Consider the following 18,196-nt stretch of genomic DNA (forward strand, 5'->3'; position numbering starts at 1 on the left):
CCGAGTCCTCCGCCGCCCCCGTTTCCACCCAGAAGGCCGGCGAGTGCGCCGAGTCCTCCTCCGCCATCGCCCCCGCCGCCCAGAAGGCCCGACAAGGCATTCAGGCCGCCTGCGCCGCCAAGGCTTGACAGCAGCGAGCTGAGCTTTGCGGTATCCAGCCCGCCGGGCGCACCGGGGGACTGGGGTATGTTTCCGCCGCCCGGGGCGGCAGAACCGGCATTCCCCAAAAGACCGGCCAGACTACTCAGGTCCAGCCCCTGAAGAGGGTTATTGCCGGCAGGTGCGTTCTGCCCCGGAGGCGTGGGGGTGTTAGGTGTGGAATTCCCCAGCCCCAGCGAGGCCGCCAGACTATTCAGTTGCTGCATGGCCTGTGGGTCGCTGAGCAGCTCGTTGATTTTGCTGGTGAGATCATCCATACCCTCACACCCTTTTCTTATTTCTGTCCGTTCAGGCGGCGCATCAAATCCTGCGCCTGCGGTGAGCTGATCAGCTTTTGAATTGCCTGCTGGTCGTTCAGCACCTTTTGCAGTGTAGCTGCGTCATTCGGGTTCATGTTTTGCATCAGAGCGGGCAGGTTTCCGTTTTCCGCGTACTGCATGATTTCGTCCGGACTTTTGCCAAGGCGCTGCGCAAGCAGATTCAGCAGAAGCTGTTTTTCGTTGGCTTGGTTGGATTGGTTCGATTGCATCATTATCACCCCTTTTCCTATGATATGAATGAGAGGTTCGGGATATGAAAGTTAAAGCACAAAACACTTTAAAATCGGCAGTTCTGCCTCCGTCTTCGGCGGGGAAAGAACCCGAAACGCCGATTTGAAGAAAAGGACAATACTTTTTTCAATTGGCGGTTCTTTTACCGCTGTTGATCAGAAAAGAACTGTAAAACTGGTTGAGTAAAAAGCGGCATTGTGATAGAAGGAGGTTCCATGAGAATTTTAGTTGTGTCAGATACACATGGAGATCGGCAGACCCTGCACCGCGTGATTTTGTCGCAGCCGAAGGCCGAGGTGGTGATCCATCTGGGGGATGGGTGCGACGACATGGAGGATGAACGCTTTGTCCATCCGGAAAAGATGTTTTTACAGGTGCGCGGCAACTGCGATTGGGGATCCGCACTGCCCCCGCTGGGGGAAATCCAGTTGGAAAACCGCAAGATTTTCTATACCCACGGTAATTTGTACAATGTAAAATACACACTGGATGAAATCAAGCTGGCCGCACGTCTGCAAAAAGCAACGATTCTGCTGTTCGGGCATACGCATGTACCATACACGGAGTATGATAACGGACTGTACGTGATGAATCCGGGTTCTCTGCGCGGAGCAGATGCCAGCTACGGCATTGTGGATTTGACGCCGCAGGGCGTGGTAACGAATGTGATCCGTGCGAATTAGGGTGGAAGAGAACTCGAAATTCAGAGGCAAAAAGGGCTTTCGTACGGGTGGGTAAGACGTCAGGTTTGCCGCCTTGTTTCGCATTGACAAAATGGTGTGCCGATGCTACTCTAAGGATAGATGATCCAACTTGAAAAAGGGCTTACTGGAATACGGAGATTTCTTCCCTGCTGCAGGCAGGGGGGGAAATCAATGGTTTGTTTTCAAGTAGAAGGATGATACAAATAACGTCTTTTGATCGGGCGAAAGGAAAGGAACGTACCGGATATGACAGAATATGAGAGATGGCGCAATACCCCTTTGGAAGACCCGAAGCTGACTCAGGAGCTGGAAGACATTGCCGATCAGCCGGAGGAGATCAACGACCGGTTTTACCGCGATCTGGAATTTGGAACGGGCGGCTTGCGCGGCGTGTTGGGCGCGGGAACCAACCGGATGAATATTTACACCGTGCGGAAAGCAACCCAGGGCCTCGCGAATTATCTGAATAAAAAGAAACCCGGCGGCGCGGTGGCAATTGCCCACGACAGCCGGATCAATTCCGAGCTTTTTGCAAGGGAGGCCGCAGGTGTTCTGGCGGCCAGCGGCATTACGGCTCATCTGTATCCCGAGCTGATGCCCACTCCCGCTTTGTCCTTTGCAGTGCGTTACCTGCACTGTGACGCGGGCATCAACATAACGGCGAGCCATAATCCCGCCAAATACAACGGCTACAAGGCGTACGGCAGCGACGGCTGCCAGATTGCGCTGGAAATGGCCGACCGCGTGCTGGAGGAGATCAATAGTCTCGATATTTTCAGCGACGTCAAACATATTTCTTATGAGGAAGGCGTGGAGAAGGGCCTGATTAGGACGATTCCGCAGGAGGTAGCGGATGCGTATATAGAGGCCGTGAAGAGCCAGAGCCTGCTCCGCGACATCGATGGCGGCCTGAAGGTGGTTTACACGCCGCTCAACGGTGCGGGACGCATGTGTGTGACCCGCGTGTTGAAAGAAATCGGCATTAGCGATGTTACGGTCGTTCCCGAACAGGCCGAGCCGGACGGAAACTTCCCCACCTGCCCTTATCCGAATCCGGAATTCCGCGAGGCGCTGCAAAAGGGACTCGACCTCAGCGCGCGCCTGCAGCCCGATCTGCTGCTGGCAACTGACCCCGACAGCGACCGCGTGGGCATCGCCGTGCGGCACAATGGCGAATTCGTGCTGCTCAACGGCAACGAGGTCGGTGTTCTTCTGCTGGATTTTGTGGCGCGCATGCGACGTCAGAATGGCACCATGCCGGAGCGCCCGGCGGTGGTCAGCACAATCGTCAGCACCGATATGAACGAGGCGGTCACGGCGGAATATGGGATCGAGCTGTTCAAGGTGCTTACCGGCTTCAAATACATCGGTGAAAAAGTCGGGGAACTGGAGGCCAAAGGGGAGCGGGACCGCTTTATTTTCGGCTACGAGGAAAGCTACGGATATCTGGCGGGCAGCTATGTGCGCGATAAGGATGCCGTAAATGCCAGCATGCTGATCTGCGAAATGGCGCTCTATTACAAGCGCCAGGGTAAAACACTGGTGGAAGCAATGGGCGATCTGTACCAAAAACACGGCTATTATATCAACGATCTGCTGAACTTCGCGTTTGAAGGACAGGACGGCATGAATAAGATGTCCGGTATGATGGATGCGCTGCGCAAAGCCGCGCCGGAGCAGATTGCGGGTTACCGCGTGATCGGCCACAGCGATTATGAGACCAGGATTCGTTTTGACGGCGAGGAGCAGAGTCCCATTGATCTGCCGAAATCAAACGTTTTGGAGTATCGCATGGAAAACGGCTGCAAGCTGATGGTGCGTCCCTCCGGTACTGAGCCGAAGATCAAGATTTATCTTTCCGCACGCGGCGCGCATCGGGAAGAGGCTCTTGAGATCATCGGTAAGCTGAAAGAAGCGTCACCGAAGCTGCTTGGAATTTAAGGTTTTGTGTAATTTGTGAAAAAACAGATTAATCCGTTGACAAATCCGATAGGCGGGGTTATACTATAAACAAGTTATACAGGACGGACAAACGGAGTCCGCGCGATATATTGGAATCAGCGCCATGCGAAAGCATACCGGGCCGGCAGAAGCCGGAACGGCCAGGTCTGTATAATGAAAAGATGATTCAGCAGCTAAGAGAAATCTTAGCTGCTTTTTTGCAGGTTAAACCTGCACATACGTCGCGGGGCAGCTCAGATAAAAGTTTCCGCTTCGCGCTCCATTCGTCGCGCGTGCGCTGGCTGTTTTTGCGCGGAAGTAGCCTTTCGTCTTGTAAGCATTATTTTTATCTTTATGGGTTGCCCGTGTGAATTCTGCTGGCACGAGGGGCAAGCCTGCGCCAGCAGAATTTTTATGTGAGACAAGTCATAGAAAAATTCACCTTTCAAATCAACGCTGAAAAAAGGAACAATTTTTCGCTATGGCACGAAGAGGGGAGCGGGCAGAATTTGTGAAAATAGGGATGAATATTAATTATTTGTTAAATATAAGTAAATTTGCAAATAGACTATTGACAAATCGGATAAGTGGGGTTATACTATAAACAAGTTATACAGGATAGACAAACGGAGTCTGCGCGAAATATTGGAATCAGCGCCATGCGAAAGCATACCGGGCCGGCGATAGGCCGGAACGGTAAGGTCTGTATAATGAAACGATCATTCAGCGGCAAAGAGAAATCTTGGCTGCTTTTTTTATTTGTCCGCGGCAAACAGAGTTTTGCCTGCGGGCTTTTTGCTGTTTTATGGAAGCAGAATCAAGTCTCCCTATTGCCGCAGGAATGCTGCCGGTAGTATAATGAATGCGATACGATGGCAAGAAGTATCTGCGGGGAGGGCGCAGCCCTGATCCTGCGGCAGAACGGAGGAAATGGAATGGACGGCTTTCGAAACTGGACGGTTACCGTAGACGGTCAGCCGCACGAGGTCGGGATTAAATTTGGATTGTTTCGCGCCACGGTGCATGTGGACGGCGAACGGCGCGCCGCGAAAAGCAAGAATCAGTTTGTTCGGGTGATCGACGAGGATCTGTCTGTGGACGGCAAGGATATCCGGATCACGGCGATGGGCAATTCTGTTGACGTGGCTGTGGATGGCGTTTACCTGAGATCCGGCAAGCCGTACGTGCCGATGTCGCTGATTCCCGTTTGGGCCACGGTAATGATTCCGGTGCTGATGGCGACGGGTCTTTTGTTGTTTGGCGTTTTGGGCTTTGCTTTAGGGCTGCTGGCCGGTGTGCTTGCGCTGCATCAGTCGCTCCCGATTTCGGGCAAAAGCAGGCTGCCCTTGTGCGGCGCCATCTATGCCGTTACGCTTGTGATCCAATTGGTCGGCGGAATTTACGGCCACGGTTGGTTATGACTGCCGAACGGTTTGAAATCCGGTGCGGATTGTGTTAGAATAGACTAAACTCTAAATCATACGGAAGGGACAACTCTCTATGAAATACGTAGTTTTGTTGTGCGATGGAATGGCGGACTATCCGGTTGAGGAGCTGGGCGGAAAAACCCCCATGCAGGCCGCCCGCAAGCCCTATATGGATTCTTTGGCAAAGAAGTCACAGGTTGGCCTGGTCAAGACGGTGGCGGATCACCTGAAGCCCGGCAGCGACGTGGCAAACCTGTCGGTTCTGGGATACGACCCCGCAGTCTACTACACCGGCCGCTCTCCTCTGGAGGCAGGCAGTATCGGCATCGATATGAAGCCCACGGATGTTTCGTTCCGCTGCAATCTCGTCACGCTTTCGGACGAGCCTGAATACGCCGACAAGACGATTCTGGATTACTGTGCCGACGATATTTCCACCGAGGAAGCGGAAATCCTGATCAAATATCTGGCGGAGCATTTCGACAGTGAGGAGTTCCGACTGTACAGCGGCGTCAGCTACCGTCATTGCCTGATCTGGAATAACGGCACGCTGGAAGTCGGCACTTTGACACCGCCGCACGATATCACCGGCAAGCCGATCCGCGAGTATATTCCCACGCACCCCAACGCGGCCAAACTGTATGATATGATGGTGAAATCGTATGATCTGCTGAAAAATCACCCGGTGAACCAGGCGCGTGTGGCGCGCGGTCAGCGCCCGGCCAACAGCATGTGGCTTTGGGGCGAGGGCGTTCGCGCACAGCTTTCTCCGTTCGAGGAGAAATATGGCCTGAAAGGCTCGATGATCTCGGCGGTCGACCTGCTCAAGGGAATCGGCAAGTTTTCCGGCATGCACGTGGTGCACGTGGAGGGCGCCACCGGTTATATCGATACCAACTTTGAGGGCAAGGCGCGGGCCGCGCTGAAAGAGCTGGCAGACGGCCAGGATTTTGTGTACATTCATGTGGAAGCCCCCGATGAGTGCGGGCATCGCCACGAGATTGAGAATAAGGTAAAATCCATAGAATACATTGACGGCCGGATTTTGAAGCTGCTGCTCGAGGATATGGAGCAGTACGACGATTACAGCATTCTGGTGGTGCCGGATCACCCGACGCCGCTGGCGCTGCGCACCCACACGAACGACCCTGTGCCGTTCCTGATTTACCGCAAAAGCAAGGAATGCCCCGGCGTAGACTGCTTCTCGGAGGAATCCGCAGCTGCGACCGGTCTGCGTGTGGACACGGGCCACCTGCTCATGGAAAAATTCATCAAGGGATGATTCCGCCTTCGCGGGATTTCCTGCGTAAAAAAGCGCGGAAGGGGTACTCCCTTTCCGCGCTTTTCATTCTTTTGGGGCAGCGTTATTCCACGTCAAAGAGAAACGGCTGGCCCTGATGGGTGAGCACCTGCACCCGGTTCAGATAGTCCTGTGCTTCGGGCTGGCGGCGCAGCCAGTCAAATACCTCATATTGATCGCGGAAGTGCATCGGAACGACGTGGCGGGTATCCGTTGCACGCATCAAGTAGTCCAGCCCTTTCCAGTAGGTTCCCTCAAGCCGTCCGTCCAGCGGGACGAACGCCAGATCGATCTGTTCCCCCGCAATGCAGTCGATCTGCTCTTTGTAATCCTGTTCCATCTGGCGGCGGTACGCGTCGCTTTCGCCCTCCCAGTCCCAGAAATTCAGGTCGCCGGCATGGTAGATGACAGCGCCCGGTATGCGGATCAAAAACGCTACGCCCTCGTCGGTAGACAGCAGCGTGCGGATCACCAGGCCGTTCCACTCGTATTGCTGACCGGCTCGAACCGTTAATACGAAATCGGATGAAAGGCCGTGCGGAGCGGGAACGTCATCGGAAAGAACATAGTGAATCCCCGGAAGCTCTTCCTGCCAGGTGAAAATACTTTTGTCAAAATGGTCATAGTGCGCGTGAGAAACGAATACCGTTACAGGCAGGCCAAATTCGCGTATCTGCTGAAGATCGAGCCGGCCGGAATCCAGAGAGCCGGTGCGCGGTTCCCCTGCATACGGGTAATAATCAAAAATAAAGCAATGGGTTTCCGTCTTTAAGACGAACGCGCTGTTATACAAATACCATCCTTGCAGCTTCATGGGGTTCCTCCTTTGTATCCTGGGGTGCAAGCGCCATCCTGTTTTTTTTATTTTCTTTCACCTGCACCGCGATGTGTTAGCGGCCTCAAACCCGCCGGGGTCCACCTGCTTTGCAGCTATTTTACCACAAAAAGGCTGCGGAGAAAACTACCGTTTTCCCCATATGGTATTTCTTTCAAATACTTTTGCCTTGACATTCAAAATAAATACTCTTATTATATAGTTAATGTCATTAACAATTTTCGCAGGGTGCAGGGCGCCTGTTGCGAAATTATGACTATTCTGTAAAATTATGATGAGCCGCGCTCCCATAATTGAAATCGATTGATTTTATCGAAAAATTAGTGTATTATTGTACTAATCGAGTAATACAAATGAGCGTAAGGTTCGCATTTTTCCATTGGAGGATAACGCCGTGAAAAAAAAGAAAGTAATCATTATTGCCGGTGTTGTGGTGATCGGAATCGCAGCAGCGTTTGCGGTTTTTTCCCAGAAGGGACCGACGCCTACACCGGTTCAGACTGAGACGCTGGCCGAACAGACGCTGCGCGGCACCGTGGAAGCCAGCGGCAATGTGGAAAGCACCGATACGGTTTATGTGTATGCCGAGGTGTCTGCCCCGATTGAGAGTGTGCCGGTGAAGGTGGGCGACAAAGTCGCCGCCGGGCAGCTGCTGGCGCAGCTGGACGATACCGACATACATAATACCCTGCAGCAAAAGCAAATTGCTCTGCGTACCGGTTCGGAAAGCTCACAGCAGCGGATTCAGTCCGCAGAGAAAAACTATCAGGATGCCAAGAACAATCTGGATCAGGGACTCAACACCCAGATCAACACTGCGCAGGATCAGGTGACAAATACCCAGCGCACGCTCAGTAAGGCGATTGACGACCGCGACGTCAACCAGGCCCGGGTGGATCAGGAAATGAAAAACCAGCTGGTGTCGGCAACTGCCAAAGTAAATTCTGCCAAGACGACGTTTGATCGGGCTGAAAAAGAATATAACGAGGCGAAAAAGGAGTTTAAAGACGAGCTGAACGATTTAAAGGATGAACTTAAAGACCTGAAGCAAAGCGGTGCCAGTCAGGATGAGATAGATAAAAAGCAAAAGGAAATTGACGATTTTGAGGAAAATAACGGGTTTACTGATGAGAACACTCAACAGTTTGTTTCAATAAAGAAATTAAGACAGGAATATGAAGATGCGGAGCTTGCTTACAAGACCGCGCAGAAAGAACTCAATGCCGCTACCATCGACGCGCAGAACGCCTCCACAGACAAGATGAAGAATTATGTGAAAGCGGTTGAGGATGCGCAGCTTGCCTATGACAGTGCCGTGCAGTCGCTCAAAGCGGCGCAGACCGCGGCCAGCCAGTCGCTGGACAGCGCCAAGGACGCCGTTACCTCGGAAAAAATAGCGGCGAACACGGAATCTTTGCAGGCAGAGATTCAAACCCTCAACGATAACCTGAAGAAATGCACTGTCACCGCGCCCGCCGCCGGAACGGTTACCGCCGTCTACGCGGAGGAAAACGCGACCGCGACCGGCCTGATGTTCACGATCGAGAACACAGAGGGGCTGCAGGTAAAGGTGAAGGTGAAGGAATACGACCTGCCTTCCATCAAAGAGGGAATGAAGGCTGTCATTACGGCGGACGCCACCGGCGATGTGGAGTACGAGGGCATCGTGCAGAAGATCGCCCCTGCCGCTGTCGGCTCGGGCAGTGCCGCGACAGGCACGGCTGCCGCGGCGGCTGCGACCGGCAGCAATGTGGAGTTTGAAGCCGACGTTTTGATCCAGACGCCGAACACACCCCTGCGCATCGGCATGAGCGCCAACGCGAAGATCATCACACAGGAAAAGGCCGACGTTCTGGCGGTGCCCTATGATGCGCTGACCACGAACGAGAAGGGCGAAACCGTTGTTTATACCCCGAAAAAACAGGCCGATGACACGTATCAGGCGGTGGCGATCCCGGTCAAGACCGGGCTTGAGACCGACTTGTCCATAGAGGTTTCCGGTGAGGGCCTCACGGCTGGAACGCCGGTGATCACCGATGCAAAATCCATGTCGCCCGGGCTGCTCATTACGGTGACAAACGGCGCGTCGGCTTTGGCGGACGCGGTGAGCGGCGCTTCCGGGGAGGCTTCGTCATGAGCGGGAAAACCATCATCGAAATGCACGACATTATCAAAACGTATTATCTCGGCACGCCCAATGAGCTTGAGATTCTGCATGGCATCAACCTGAATGTATACGACGGCGAATTTGTTTCCATCGTGGGCGCGTCCGGTTCGGGCAAATCGACCCTGATGAACCTGATCGGCGCGCTGGACCGCCCGACCTCCGGCGAATACCTGCTGGACGGCGTTTCGACCCGCGACATGCCGAGCAATCAGCTTTCCGACATCCGCAACCGCAAGATCGGCTTTGTGTTCCAGACCTTTAACCTGATCCCGCGTTCCACTTCGCTGGGCAACGTGGAGCTGCCGATGCTGTATGCCGGCGTTCCCCACGCAAAGCGGGTGGAGCGGTCGAAAAGGCTGCTGGAGCTGGTAGAGATGTCGGAACGGGCCCGCCACATGCCGAATGAGCTTTCGGGCGGCCAGAAGCAGCGTGTGGCGATTGCCCGCGCCATGGCGAACGATCCCTCCATTATCCTGGCCGACGAACCCACCGGTGCGCTCGACAGCTACACCGGCCGCCTGGTAATGGATTTGTTTCACACGCTTCACGAGAAAGAGAAGAAAACGATCGTGCTGATTACCCATAACCAGGAGCTGGCCGAGGAAACAGACCGCATCATCACCATCCGCGACGGCTACATTGTCAGCGACGTGGATAATCGCGGAAACGTACACCGCCCGGAACAGGAGGCGGCCGTATGAATCTGATGGAAAACGTTCGCCTTGCAGTAGCCGGGCTGGTCGCGAACAAAATGCGTGCCCTGCTCACCATGCTGGGTATCATCATCGGCATCGGCTCTGTAATCGCGATCTCGTCCGTTGGCTCGGCAATGACAAATTCGGTCAGCAGCGCGCTGGAAACTTTCGGTATTACCAACATTGAGGTGTATGTTTCCCCTCGCGATAACGCAAGGAGCATCTCGATGGATTCGGACGACCTGATGACCGACGATATGATCGAGAAGTATCAGGATCGGTTCAAGGACCGGATCAACGGCATCGGCCTTTCGCGCAGCGTTGGCTCCGGTACGATCAAATTCCGCGGTGAAACCTATAAGGTGAATGTGTCGGGGGTCAATCCGGGCTACGCCGTTACGAGCAACATCAAAATCAAAAGCGGACGCTTTCTGACGGATCGCGATGTGCAGCGCGGCAATAATCTTGCCGTAATCTCGGAAAAGCTGGCCGCGATTTTGTTCCCCGGCAACTCCAATCCGCTGGGCGAGCAGATCAAGGTGAGCCTGGATACAGGCCGTGAGACCGTTACCGTGGTAGGGATTTACGAGGATGTGTCGGTTGGCAACGAGGCCATGCAGGCGATGATGGGCGTTACCGATACCACGAATCTATACCTGCCCCTCGGCGCGGCCACGCGGATTCTGAACACCAATGACGGCTATTCCTCCTTTACGGTCAGCGCGCTGATGGGTTCGGATTATTCAAAAACCAGCCTGGACAGCCAGGAGTTTTTCAACCAGTGGTACTCGAATAACGAGACGGTCATGGTGCGCGCCATGAGCTATGATTCTCAGCTGACGGAAATGAACAATATCATGAACACCATGTCGCTGGCAATCGCGGTCATCGCAGGGATTTCGCTTCTGGTAGGCGGCATCGGCGTTATGAACATTATGCTGGTATCCGTGACCGAGCGTACCCGTGAAATCGGTATCCGCAAGGCGCTGGGCGCGAAAGACAGCGCGATCCGGATTCAGTTTATTGTGGAATCGATGATCATTTGTGTGATCGGCGGTGCGCTGGGAATTATAACCGGCGGCGCGCTGGGGTATCTGGGAGGAGTGCTGATCGGTCAGCCGGTGGTGCCGACGATTGCCTCTATTGCGGTGGCGGTCGGCTTCTCTATGGCGATCGGCCTGTTCTTTGGGTATTACCCCGCCAACAAGGCCGCAAAGCTCGACCCGATCGAAGCGCTGCGTTATGAGTAAAAGCAAGATTTGATCAGAAAGCCTTTTGGGGCAGAAAAAATCCTCTCCTGTTTTCAGGAGAGGATTTTTGTTGTGGGTGAATCCGCACACGGACGGTGTGTGCAGCAATTGCGTTCTTACAGACAGCGGCGCGGCGGAGCCGGGACCACATAGCTCTGGGGAGAGGCCTGCGGTTTTTAAGAGAGGCAGATCAATCATTGGGAATTCGGATTGACATTTCAATTTTCACAGAAACCCGGCCCGCTTTGCCTTGTCTGTAAGGCAACAAAAAAGCACTGGTTACGGATCATTCCCTCGAAAAGGGACTCCCATAACACAGCGCCACTATATAAGTGCAATACACAACCCGGACGGAAAACCCATTTAAAGGCACCCCCCTGTACAAAAGGGGAAAAATGGGTTATAATTGTGCTTGCAAATCGCAGCGAAAGCTGTTGTTATGGAGGGTAGTCTCCGTAGCAGGGGGCGGGGTGGTGCTAGCACCCCGTTCCCGCTTTGCACTTAATCGTACCTTACAGAATGAGAATACCATTTTATGGGGAAGATTGCAAGATAAATTATAAGAATGAGAAAAATTATCACATCATTAATAAAAGCGCCGGGTTTTTTGGAAATCCGGCGCTTTTTTTGTTTGCGGGCTGAGTCTGTAAGCGCATCGCAAATTCAAAGGAAAGAAGGTTTTCAACAAATTGTTAACTGATAGTTGAAAACTTAATTGATTCAACGAGAAGTTGTAAGGCTGTTTTTTCTGCGGTTTTTTTTGCGATGTGCGTGCAGACGCGGTTTGTCTGCTGGCGCAGGGCTTGTCCCTCAGGCCGGGGCGGGCTTTTTTTATTTGACGGAAGTTTTTCGTTCGCGAGAGAGCGGGTTATTTTTTTTGCAGGTTTTTTCGCGATGTGCGTGCAGGCGCAGCTTGCCTGCTGGCGCAGGCTTGCCCCTTGGGCCGGGGTGGGCCCTTCCTTTCTTGACGAACCCCCTCTCAACGACCAAAGGCTCTGCCTTTGGAAACCGAGAGAAGCTCCCGCTCTGGTTCTGTTTCACGCACAGGCACGGCCTGCGCGTGAAGCGGGTGTGTAAGGAAGGCTTTCACGTCTGTAACTGGTACGGAAAGTGCTCTTAAGCCAACAAAAAAATGCGGCGAAGCCGCATTTTAAAAGCTGCGGGCTAACGAGAGCGCTCTGAAAATGCCCGCCGACGGACGAAGCGCTAAGCTTTTGATTTTCTGTTGCTAGGAGAGTGGGCATTTTCATTGGAGCGCCTTACAGATAGCTTTTGTTGGTACAGTCAGGGCTTGTTCCCCAAACGGATTCCAAAGGTGTCCTTTGGCGAGCCTTTGCTTACTTTCGCCTCGTAGCGAAAGTAAGTGCCCGCCCCGGCACGAGGGGCAAGCCCGCGCAAGCAGAATTTCCACGTGAGGAGACTCACAAAAAAAACGCGCTCTTTCCTATCAAAATAAAAGAGAAAAAGCCGCCCACACGAAGGGCGAGCCCTGCGCCGGCAGGAACCCTATGGCGGAGCGCCTGCTGAAAAGTCACTCTTTTAAATTATGATAAAAAGGCTCTCCCCGGCACAAGGGGCAAACCTGCGCCAGCAGAATTTCCATGTGAGGCAACTCACAGAAAAAATGCGCCATTCCACAAGATGATTGTAAAAGCAAATAACGCCGCCCATGATAGGGCAGCGCTGTTTGCTGTAAAAAATGAATTTATTTGCAAAAATCTTTTTTTCGGAATCGTGCACGCAGTAAAATCATCACTCCCCAAGAGACGGAGAGCGTGGGCATACAGGCGAGCAGAACGGCCCGAAGCGGGGGAATGTCTGAAAAACAAATCGGGCCGAAGAAAATCATAAAGGTGATCACCATCATCAAAATCAAAATGATTCTTTCTTTTTTGGTGTTGGGCGGCGTGAAAAAGATTTTTGCCAAATCCATTTTTACGATTTCTTGAGCCTGTTTTTTCATAATAAAGACCTCCCGATGGCCTGTTCGGCGATTTCAGCCAATCTTCCGGAATGGATGAAATTTCGCAAGAATTCAATATGCGGGTGTAAAAAGACATCTTGTTCGATGGTAGGGACATGTTGGCCGATCTCGGCCAGTATCTTTGCTGTTACAGGGCTGCGCGCAAGGGTCGGATCGAGAAATACCTGCGACTCATACGCGGAGAGCAGCTCGATCGCCAGAATGTATTCCAGCTTTTCGGCAATTTGAACCGATTTCTTCGCGGCGTTGTAGCCCATCGCCACGTAATCCTCCTGATTGCCGCAGGTGGAGGTGTTGTCGATCGTGGAGGGGGTAGAGAGCATCCGCATATCGCCCAAAAGACCCGCCTGCGTGTACTGGGGAATCATCAGCCCGGAATTGAGGCCCGGATTTTTAATCAGGAACCACGGGTTGCCGGACAGTGTTTCATCGATCATACGGTTATTGCGGCGTTCCGACATCTTGGCAAGACACGTTGCCGCGATGCAGGCACTGTCCATTTCGATGCCGACGTAGGAGGAATCGGGATTGCAGGCGGAAATCACATCTTCCTCGCCCGGTTCGCTCCAGATGATGGGGTTGTCGCAGCAGGAGTTGATCTCGATCTCGAGGGTCCTGCGGGCATCTAGCAGAGTTTTTCTGGCGGCCCCATGCAGCTGCGGCACACAGCGAAGAGAAAGCGCATCCTGAATACGGGCGTTCCGGCAGTGATCGATCACCTCAGAATCTGCCAGAATGTCGCGGATGTTGGCGGCTGTTTCGCTCTGCTGGGGGTGCGGGCGAACCCGCATCACTCTGTCATCGAAGGCCCGGATCAGCCCTTTCGAGGCCTCTAGGGTAATGGCGGCGATCACGTCCGCCGCTTTGGCGGCGCCCAGCAGATCGTACAGGGCCAGCGCGGCCAGCGCGGTGGCGGAGGTTGTTCCCGAAATCAGTGCGAGACCTTCCTTTGCGCAAAGCTCGATCGGCTCGATCCCGGCTTCCTCCAGCGCCTCGGTGCCCGGGAGCAGCCGGCCGTCAAAATAGGCCTTGCCCTCGCCGATCAGCACCAGTGCCATGTGAGCCTCCGGGCAGAGATAGCCCACCGAGCCCTCCCGGGGAATCCACGGGACGAGGTTACGGTTGAGGAATTCACGGTATTTTTCCAGTACGGCCAGCCGCACTCCGCTGTAACCCTGCCCCAGATTCTGTAAAACCATCAGCATGGTCGCGCGGGCCTGCTCTTGCTTTAGCGGCTCGCCTACGGAGGTGGAATGCGAAAGAATAATGTTGCGCTGCAGCTGGGCTGTCTCTTCCTTAGAGATTGCTTTTGTGCACAGAGCCCCAAAGCCAGTGGTAACACCATACATAACGCGATTCTGGTCTACCCATTGTTCCACCAGGGCCCGGGAACGGTTGACCCGCTCCCGGTAGTCCTCAGAAAATTCTACCCTGGCTCCGTGGCGTGCCACGCTGACCAGATCCTCCAGCGTAATATCGGGTCCCAGCGTGATGCTTTTAAGATAAGGCTTCTGCACGGGCTTTCTCCTTTCCGGCTTCCTGTTCGGTTTCTTCGATTCCTTCGATTAAATCTTCACTATCTACAATATCCTTCTTCGTTTCCTTATCCAGGAAGAACACCTTGAACGTAGACGCTACCTGAAGGACAAACACGAACAGAACGGCAAAGCCGCCGCAGGCCGCAAGGTATTTGACGCCGTCAACGCCCTGCTCGCCGCCGCCGAATGCCACCATAATCGCGGAAATCAGGCCGATGGTGACGCCCCAGAGAATTTTCAGCCAGGTGGCCGGCTCTTCATCGTGGCGCGAACCCTTTGTGCAGATGGAAGAAATCGTAGTTGCCATGCCGTTGGCGGTATTGGCGTATTCTGCAATCAGCGTGATAATGACAATGGGGATAAATACGGCGCTCAGCGGGATGTGCTTTAAGAATTCCCATATTCCGGCTACGGCTCCGTTCTGCTGAATGATGGAAACCATATCCGCAACGCCGGAGGTCTGCCAGTCGAGGGCGGTGGCGCCCCAGATGCTGAACCACACGATGCTGAAAACGGCGGGAGCGATCCAGTTGACGACCAGGAACTGGCGGATCGTGCGGCCGTAAGAGATCATGGCGAAGAAAATACCCATCAGCGGCGCGTAGGCGATCCAGATGGCCCAGTCGTACATCGTCCACCAGGTGACCAGCGCTTCGCCGCCCATCACATAGGGATCAAGGCCCCAGGACCAGAAATGATCCAGCCAGTAGCCCATGCCAACGTTCATCATGTTCAGAATGTACAGAGTCGGCCCGATGAGAATGAGGGCGGCGACCAGAGCGTAAAAGATTTTTGAGGTCAGGTCGGCCAGCCATTTGATTCCCTTGTCAATGCCCTGAACGGAAGAAACGGTAAAAGCGGCGGTGATGAGCGCTGCGAGGGCGAACCAGAGAATGGGCCCCTGTGCGATGCCATAGGCCGACTGTAAGCCGCTGCCTACCAGAGCGAGTCCCGCGCCGAGGGAAGAGGCCAGCCCGAGAACAATAGCCAGAACAGACAGGGTGTCGATCACGTTGCGCGGGAGGCCCTGCGTTACCTTCGGCCCGAATAGGGGAGTGAGGGAGCCGGATACGGAAAGCTCCTGCCCGCGGTTATAGTATAAATACCCGATGATGACTCCCGAAAGAGCATACATGGCGTAAGGGATAAACGACCAGTTGTAGAACACACGGCCCATTGCAAAGAACGCCGCTTCGGGCGTGCCGGGCGCGATGCCCGAGGCGGTGAGCTCGCCGTATATGTTCCCAAAATAGATCAGCGGCTCGTTGGCCCCGTAAGTAATCAGGCCGGTCGCGATGCCGGCGGTAAGTATCATGGCGAACCAGGACGCAAAGGAGTATTTGGCCTTGGCCTTCGGGCCGCCAAACCGGATTTTTCCGATTCGGGAAAAGGCCATAATGGCAATCATGATGAGGGTGAACATCGCGACAATCTGGTAGAGCCATGCGAAATTTCTCAAAGACCATTCAAAAACGGTGTAGGTTGCCGATGTCAGCCACTCGTTGTTTACCAGCCCAAGGATAGCTGCGCCGCCGGTAATGACGAACGAGGGGATGAAAACCCCCAGTTTGAGAGGCTTTTTCTGCTTGGTTTCGGTTTCTTTCATTCTGTTTTCCTCCTTTTCAAAATAACCTGTGGATCCCTGAACCGTATCCGCATGCTTTTGGTACAGGGCTTTTTTGCTAGCAATGGGTATAGTAGCACATTCCGTGCCAAGTGAAAAATACAGAAAAAAACAGAATGATACAGAAAAAATCCGCAGTTTAGGCCGCTTTTACGGTAAAGTAAAAAAGTGACTGTCGGGCTGTTTTCTGAATAAGTGCCAAATTATTTGGCACTTCGGCAAGCCATTTTGCACTCATTGACCAGCCGAACGCCTTGTGCTATGATTTGAGGAAAGTGATTTTCCATCATCTGAAAAGCCGGGGAGGTGCCAGTTATGAATATGGCCGATGTCGCTATTGTTCTGGATCGGGAAAAGCGGATTCAATCTTTTGAATGGATGGACATGGCGGCGAAGAGCAGCTGCGCGCATATATGGTCGTCGTTTTTGCACCAGCCGTTCTCCATTTTGTTTTCTCAGACGGATTTCAGCCGGAACCAGGGAGAACTGAGCTGGAACGGCGAGCTCTTTGACTTTATTCGCTGGGACTCGGGCCGCGGGATGGTCTACTACCTGAAAAAGCATACGGATGTCAATTTCCTGTACCAGTCCGCGCTGGAAAGGGTGACGGACGGAGTGCAGATTTATGACAAGGATGCCTGCCTGGTGTATCTCAACGAAAACAGCAGAAAGATTTCCGATATTCCCGACAGCCTGTCTGTGCGGGGAAAGCATCTGCTGGATATGTATGATCTGGACGAGTCCATCAGCACCGTGCTGACGTGCCTGAGAACAGCCGCGCCTGTTCTGAATCGCTTTGATACGTTCAAGACGACGACCGGCAGCGGCGTGGCCTCGGTCAACACGGGATACCCGATTTTTCAGAACAAGGAACTGGCGGGGGTAGTGGTTTTCGAGCAGAATCTTGAGGTGATTCAGGCCCAGATCGCCTGGCTGGAAAAAATACGCGCCGCTCTGACCGATCAGGGAGAAAAGCTGCCCCCTGCTAGGTTTTCGGGGTACACCTTCAGTAACATTATCGGCACTTCGCAGAAGTTAATTGATGCGGTAAATCTTGCCAAACGAGTGGCGGTTCAGAACAGCAGCGTACTGCTGGTAGGGGAGACCGGAACTGGAAAAGAGGTTTTCGCCCAGAGCATTCATAGATTCAGCCTGAGAAAGGATAAAAAATTCGTGGCCATCAACTGTGCCGCGATCCCCGACACGCTGATTGAGGGAGTCTTTTTCGGAACCCAGAAGGGCGCCTTTACGGGGAGCACCAACTCCGTCGGCCTGCTGGAGGAAGCCGACGGCGGCACGCTGTTCCTCGACGAGCTGAATTCCATGAGTCTTACGATGCAGTCGAAGCTGCTGCGCGTGATTCAGGAGGGTACCTTCCGCCGGATCGGCGGCAGCCAGGATCAAAAGACGGACATCCGCTTTATCTCGTCCTGCAACGAGCCTCCCGCACAATTGCTGAAGGACAACGTTCTGCGCAAGGACCTGTACTACCGCCTGTCTACCGTGACGATTGATCTGCCGCCGCTGCGGGAGCATCCGGAGGACATCCCGCAGCTGGCGGAGGAATATATCTCGGCAAAGTCCTATAAATACGCAAAATCCATTCAGAGCATCGGCCCGGATGTGATCGCGCTGTTTTCTCAGTACGGCTGGCCGGGAAATGTACGTGAGCTTTATAATGTCCTGGATTTTACTCTGAATGTTGTGGACGGCCCGGTGATCGGGGTCGCCCATCTGCCGCGCTACCTGCAGGACATTCAGAAGCCGCAGATTCTTTCTGCCGGGGAGCATCAGGAGGAAAGCTGGCTGCACCACGATCTGCAGTACACGATGGATTCCTATGAAAGTCAGGTGTTGAAAGCGGTTCTGGAATATTACGGCGGCAATATTACGCGTGCTGCCGACTGCCTTGGCCTGCGCCGCCAAAGCCTGCAGTACCGCATGAAAAAGTACGGGATTATTCAGTAGAGAGAAAACCCCCGCCGGCTCAGCCGGCGGGGGTCGCTTGTTTTGCGGGAGCG

The 18,196-nt window shown here is 53.8% G+C and carries 13 protein-coding genes and 1 pseudogene; 8 read left to right on the forward strand and 6 right to left on the reverse strand.

The annotated features are described in order from the left end of the window. Window positions 1–416: pseudogene (locus TY09_RS12615) on the reverse strand (hypothetical protein); the annotation flags it as partial. 17 nt (window positions 417–433) lie between these two features. Further along, entirely contained in the window at window positions 434–691 is a 258-nt protein-coding gene (locus tag TY09_RS12620; RefSeq protein ID WP_042434997.1) for a hypothetical protein, read from the reverse strand. 234 nt (window positions 692–925) lie between these two features. Between TY09_RS12620 and TY09_RS12625 the strand changes: the two genes are divergently transcribed. The 4 genes from TY09_RS12625 to TY09_RS12640 all read left to right on the forward strand — a co-directional run bounded on the left by TY09_RS12625 (window position 926) and on the right by TY09_RS12640 (window position 6,064). Further along, a complete protein-coding gene (locus tag TY09_RS12625; protein WP_009061872.1) occupies window positions 926–1,393 on the forward strand; it encodes a metallophosphoesterase family protein in 468 nt (155 codons plus the stop codon). A 267-nt stretch (window positions 1,394–1,660) separates the two neighbouring features. After that, window positions 1,661–3,355, forward strand: a complete 1,695-nt coding sequence (locus TY09_RS12630) for a phospho-sugar mutase (protein ID WP_042435000.1) — start codon at window positions 1,661–1,663, stop codon at window positions 3,353–3,355. An 872-nt stretch (window positions 3,356–4,227) separates the two neighbouring features. Then, window positions 4,228–4,776, forward strand: a complete 549-nt coding sequence (locus tag TY09_RS12635) for a hypothetical protein (RefSeq protein WP_242841496.1) — start codon at window positions 4,228–4,230, stop codon at window positions 4,774–4,776. A 79-nt stretch (window positions 4,777–4,855) separates the two neighbouring features. Next, window positions 4,856–6,064 carry a cofactor-independent phosphoglycerate mutase gene (locus TY09_RS12640; RefSeq protein ID WP_042435002.1) on the forward strand — a complete coding sequence of 403 codons (1,209 nt, stop codon included), beginning with the start codon at window positions 4,856–4,858 and terminating at the stop codon, window positions 6,062–6,064. Window positions 6,065–6,146: 82 nt separating this feature from the next. Here the strand turns inward: TY09_RS12640 and TY09_RS12645 are convergent, their stop codons facing one another. Continuing rightward, window positions 6,147–6,896, reverse strand: coding sequence for an MBL fold metallo-hydrolase (locus TY09_RS12645; protein WP_042435004.1), 750 nt, complete (start codon window positions 6,894–6,896; stop codon window positions 6,147–6,149). Between the two features lie 415 nt (window positions 6,897–7,311). On the opposite strand from TY09_RS12645, the gene TY09_RS12650 reads away from it, so the two are divergent. The 3 genes from TY09_RS12650 to TY09_RS12660 are packed head-to-tail and all read left to right on the forward strand — an operon-like array spanning window position 7,312 to window position 11,029. Next, complete coding sequence (locus tag TY09_RS12650; protein WP_042435007.1) at window positions 7,312–9,054, forward strand: efflux RND transporter periplasmic adaptor subunit; 1,743 nt, start codon at window positions 7,312–7,314, stop codon at window positions 9,052–9,054. Continuing rightward, a complete protein-coding gene (locus TY09_RS12655; protein ID WP_042435010.1) occupies window positions 9,051–9,785 on the forward strand; it encodes an ABC transporter ATP-binding protein in 735 nt (244 codons plus the stop codon). The genes TY09_RS12650 and TY09_RS12655 overlap by 4 nt, the downstream gene beginning before the upstream one ends. Further along, window positions 9,782–11,029: an ABC transporter permease gene (locus TY09_RS12660; protein ID WP_042435013.1), complete on the forward strand. Its 1,248-nt coding sequence runs from the start codon at window positions 9,782–9,784 to the stop codon at window positions 11,027–11,029. Before TY09_RS12655 ends, TY09_RS12660 begins: the two co-directional genes overlap by 4 nt. A gap of 1,705 nt (window positions 11,030–12,734) precedes the next feature. On the opposite strand, the gene TY09_RS17990 is transcribed toward TY09_RS12660, so the two are convergent. Genes TY09_RS17990 through TY09_RS12675 form a run of 3 tightly spaced genes read right to left on the reverse strand, consistent with a single transcriptional unit; the run spans window position 12,735 to window position 16,157 of the window. Next, window positions 12,735–12,992 (reverse strand): hypothetical protein, encoded by a 258-nt coding sequence (locus TY09_RS17990; RefSeq protein ID WP_009059703.1) that lies wholly within the window; start codon window positions 12,990–12,992, stop codon window positions 12,735–12,737. Continuing rightward, window positions 12,989–14,530 (reverse strand): HAL/PAL/TAL family ammonia-lyase, encoded by a 1,542-nt coding sequence (locus TY09_RS12670; RefSeq protein ID WP_042435019.1) that lies wholly within the window; start codon window positions 14,528–14,530, stop codon window positions 12,989–12,991. Before TY09_RS12670 ends, TY09_RS17990 begins: the two co-directional genes overlap by 4 nt. Continuing rightward, the gene (locus tag TY09_RS12675) at window positions 14,511–16,157 is read right to left on the reverse strand and encodes a BCCT family transporter (RefSeq protein ID WP_042435022.1); all 1,647 of its coding nucleotides are present in this window, start codon (window positions 16,155–16,157) and stop codon (window positions 14,511–14,513) included. Before TY09_RS12675 ends, TY09_RS12670 begins: the two co-directional genes overlap by 20 nt. Before the next feature lie 333 nt (window positions 16,158–16,490). Between TY09_RS12675 and TY09_RS12680 the strand changes: the two genes are divergently transcribed. Further along, complete coding sequence (locus tag TY09_RS12680; RefSeq protein WP_042435025.1) at window positions 16,491–18,143, forward strand: sigma-54 interaction domain-containing protein; 1,653 nt, start codon at window positions 16,491–16,493, stop codon at window positions 18,141–18,143. Window positions 18,144–18,196: the final 53 nt, after the last annotated feature.

The organism is Faecalispora jeddahensis, assembly GCF_000577335.1.
GTDB lineage: Bacteria > Bacillota > Clostridia > Oscillospirales > Acutalibacteraceae > Faecalispora > Faecalispora jeddahensis.

Coding starts and splice junctions, on each gene's coding strand:
- TY09_RS12620 (WP_042434997.1), bottom strand. CDS start 691: ATGATGCAATCGAACCAATCCAACCAAGCCAACGAAAAACAGCTTCTG.
- TY09_RS12625 (WP_009061872.1), top strand. CDS start 926: ATGAGAATTTTAGTTGTGTCAGATACACATGGAGATCGGCAGACCCTG.
- TY09_RS12630 (WP_042435000.1), top strand. CDS start 1,661: ATGACAGAATATGAGAGATGGCGCAATACCCCTTTGGAAGACCCGAAG.
- TY09_RS12635 (WP_242841496.1), top strand. CDS start 4,228: ATGGCAAGAAGTATCTGCGGGGAGGGCGCAGCCCTGATCCTGCGGCAG.
- TY09_RS12640 (WP_042435002.1), top strand. CDS start 4,856: ATGAAATACGTAGTTTTGTTGTGCGATGGAATGGCGGACTATCCGGTT.
- TY09_RS12645 (WP_042435004.1), bottom strand. CDS start 6,896: ATGAAGCTGCAAGGATGGTATTTGTATAACAGCGCGTTCGTCTTAAAG.
- TY09_RS12655 (WP_042435010.1), top strand. CDS start 9,051: ATGAGCGGGAAAACCATCATCGAAATGCACGACATTATCAAAACGTAT.
- TY09_RS12660 (WP_042435013.1), top strand. CDS start 9,782: ATGAATCTGATGGAAAACGTTCGCCTTGCAGTAGCCGGGCTGGTCGCG.
- TY09_RS17990 (WP_009059703.1), bottom strand. CDS start 12,992: ATGAAAAAACAGGCTCAAGAAATCGTAAAAATGGATTTGGCAAAAATC.
- TY09_RS12675 (WP_042435022.1), bottom strand. CDS start 16,157: ATGAAAGAAACCGAAACCAAGCAGAAAAAGCCTCTCAAACTGGGGGTT.
- TY09_RS12680 (WP_042435025.1), top strand. CDS start 16,491: ATGAATATGGCCGATGTCGCTATTGTTCTGGATCGGGAAAAGCGGATT.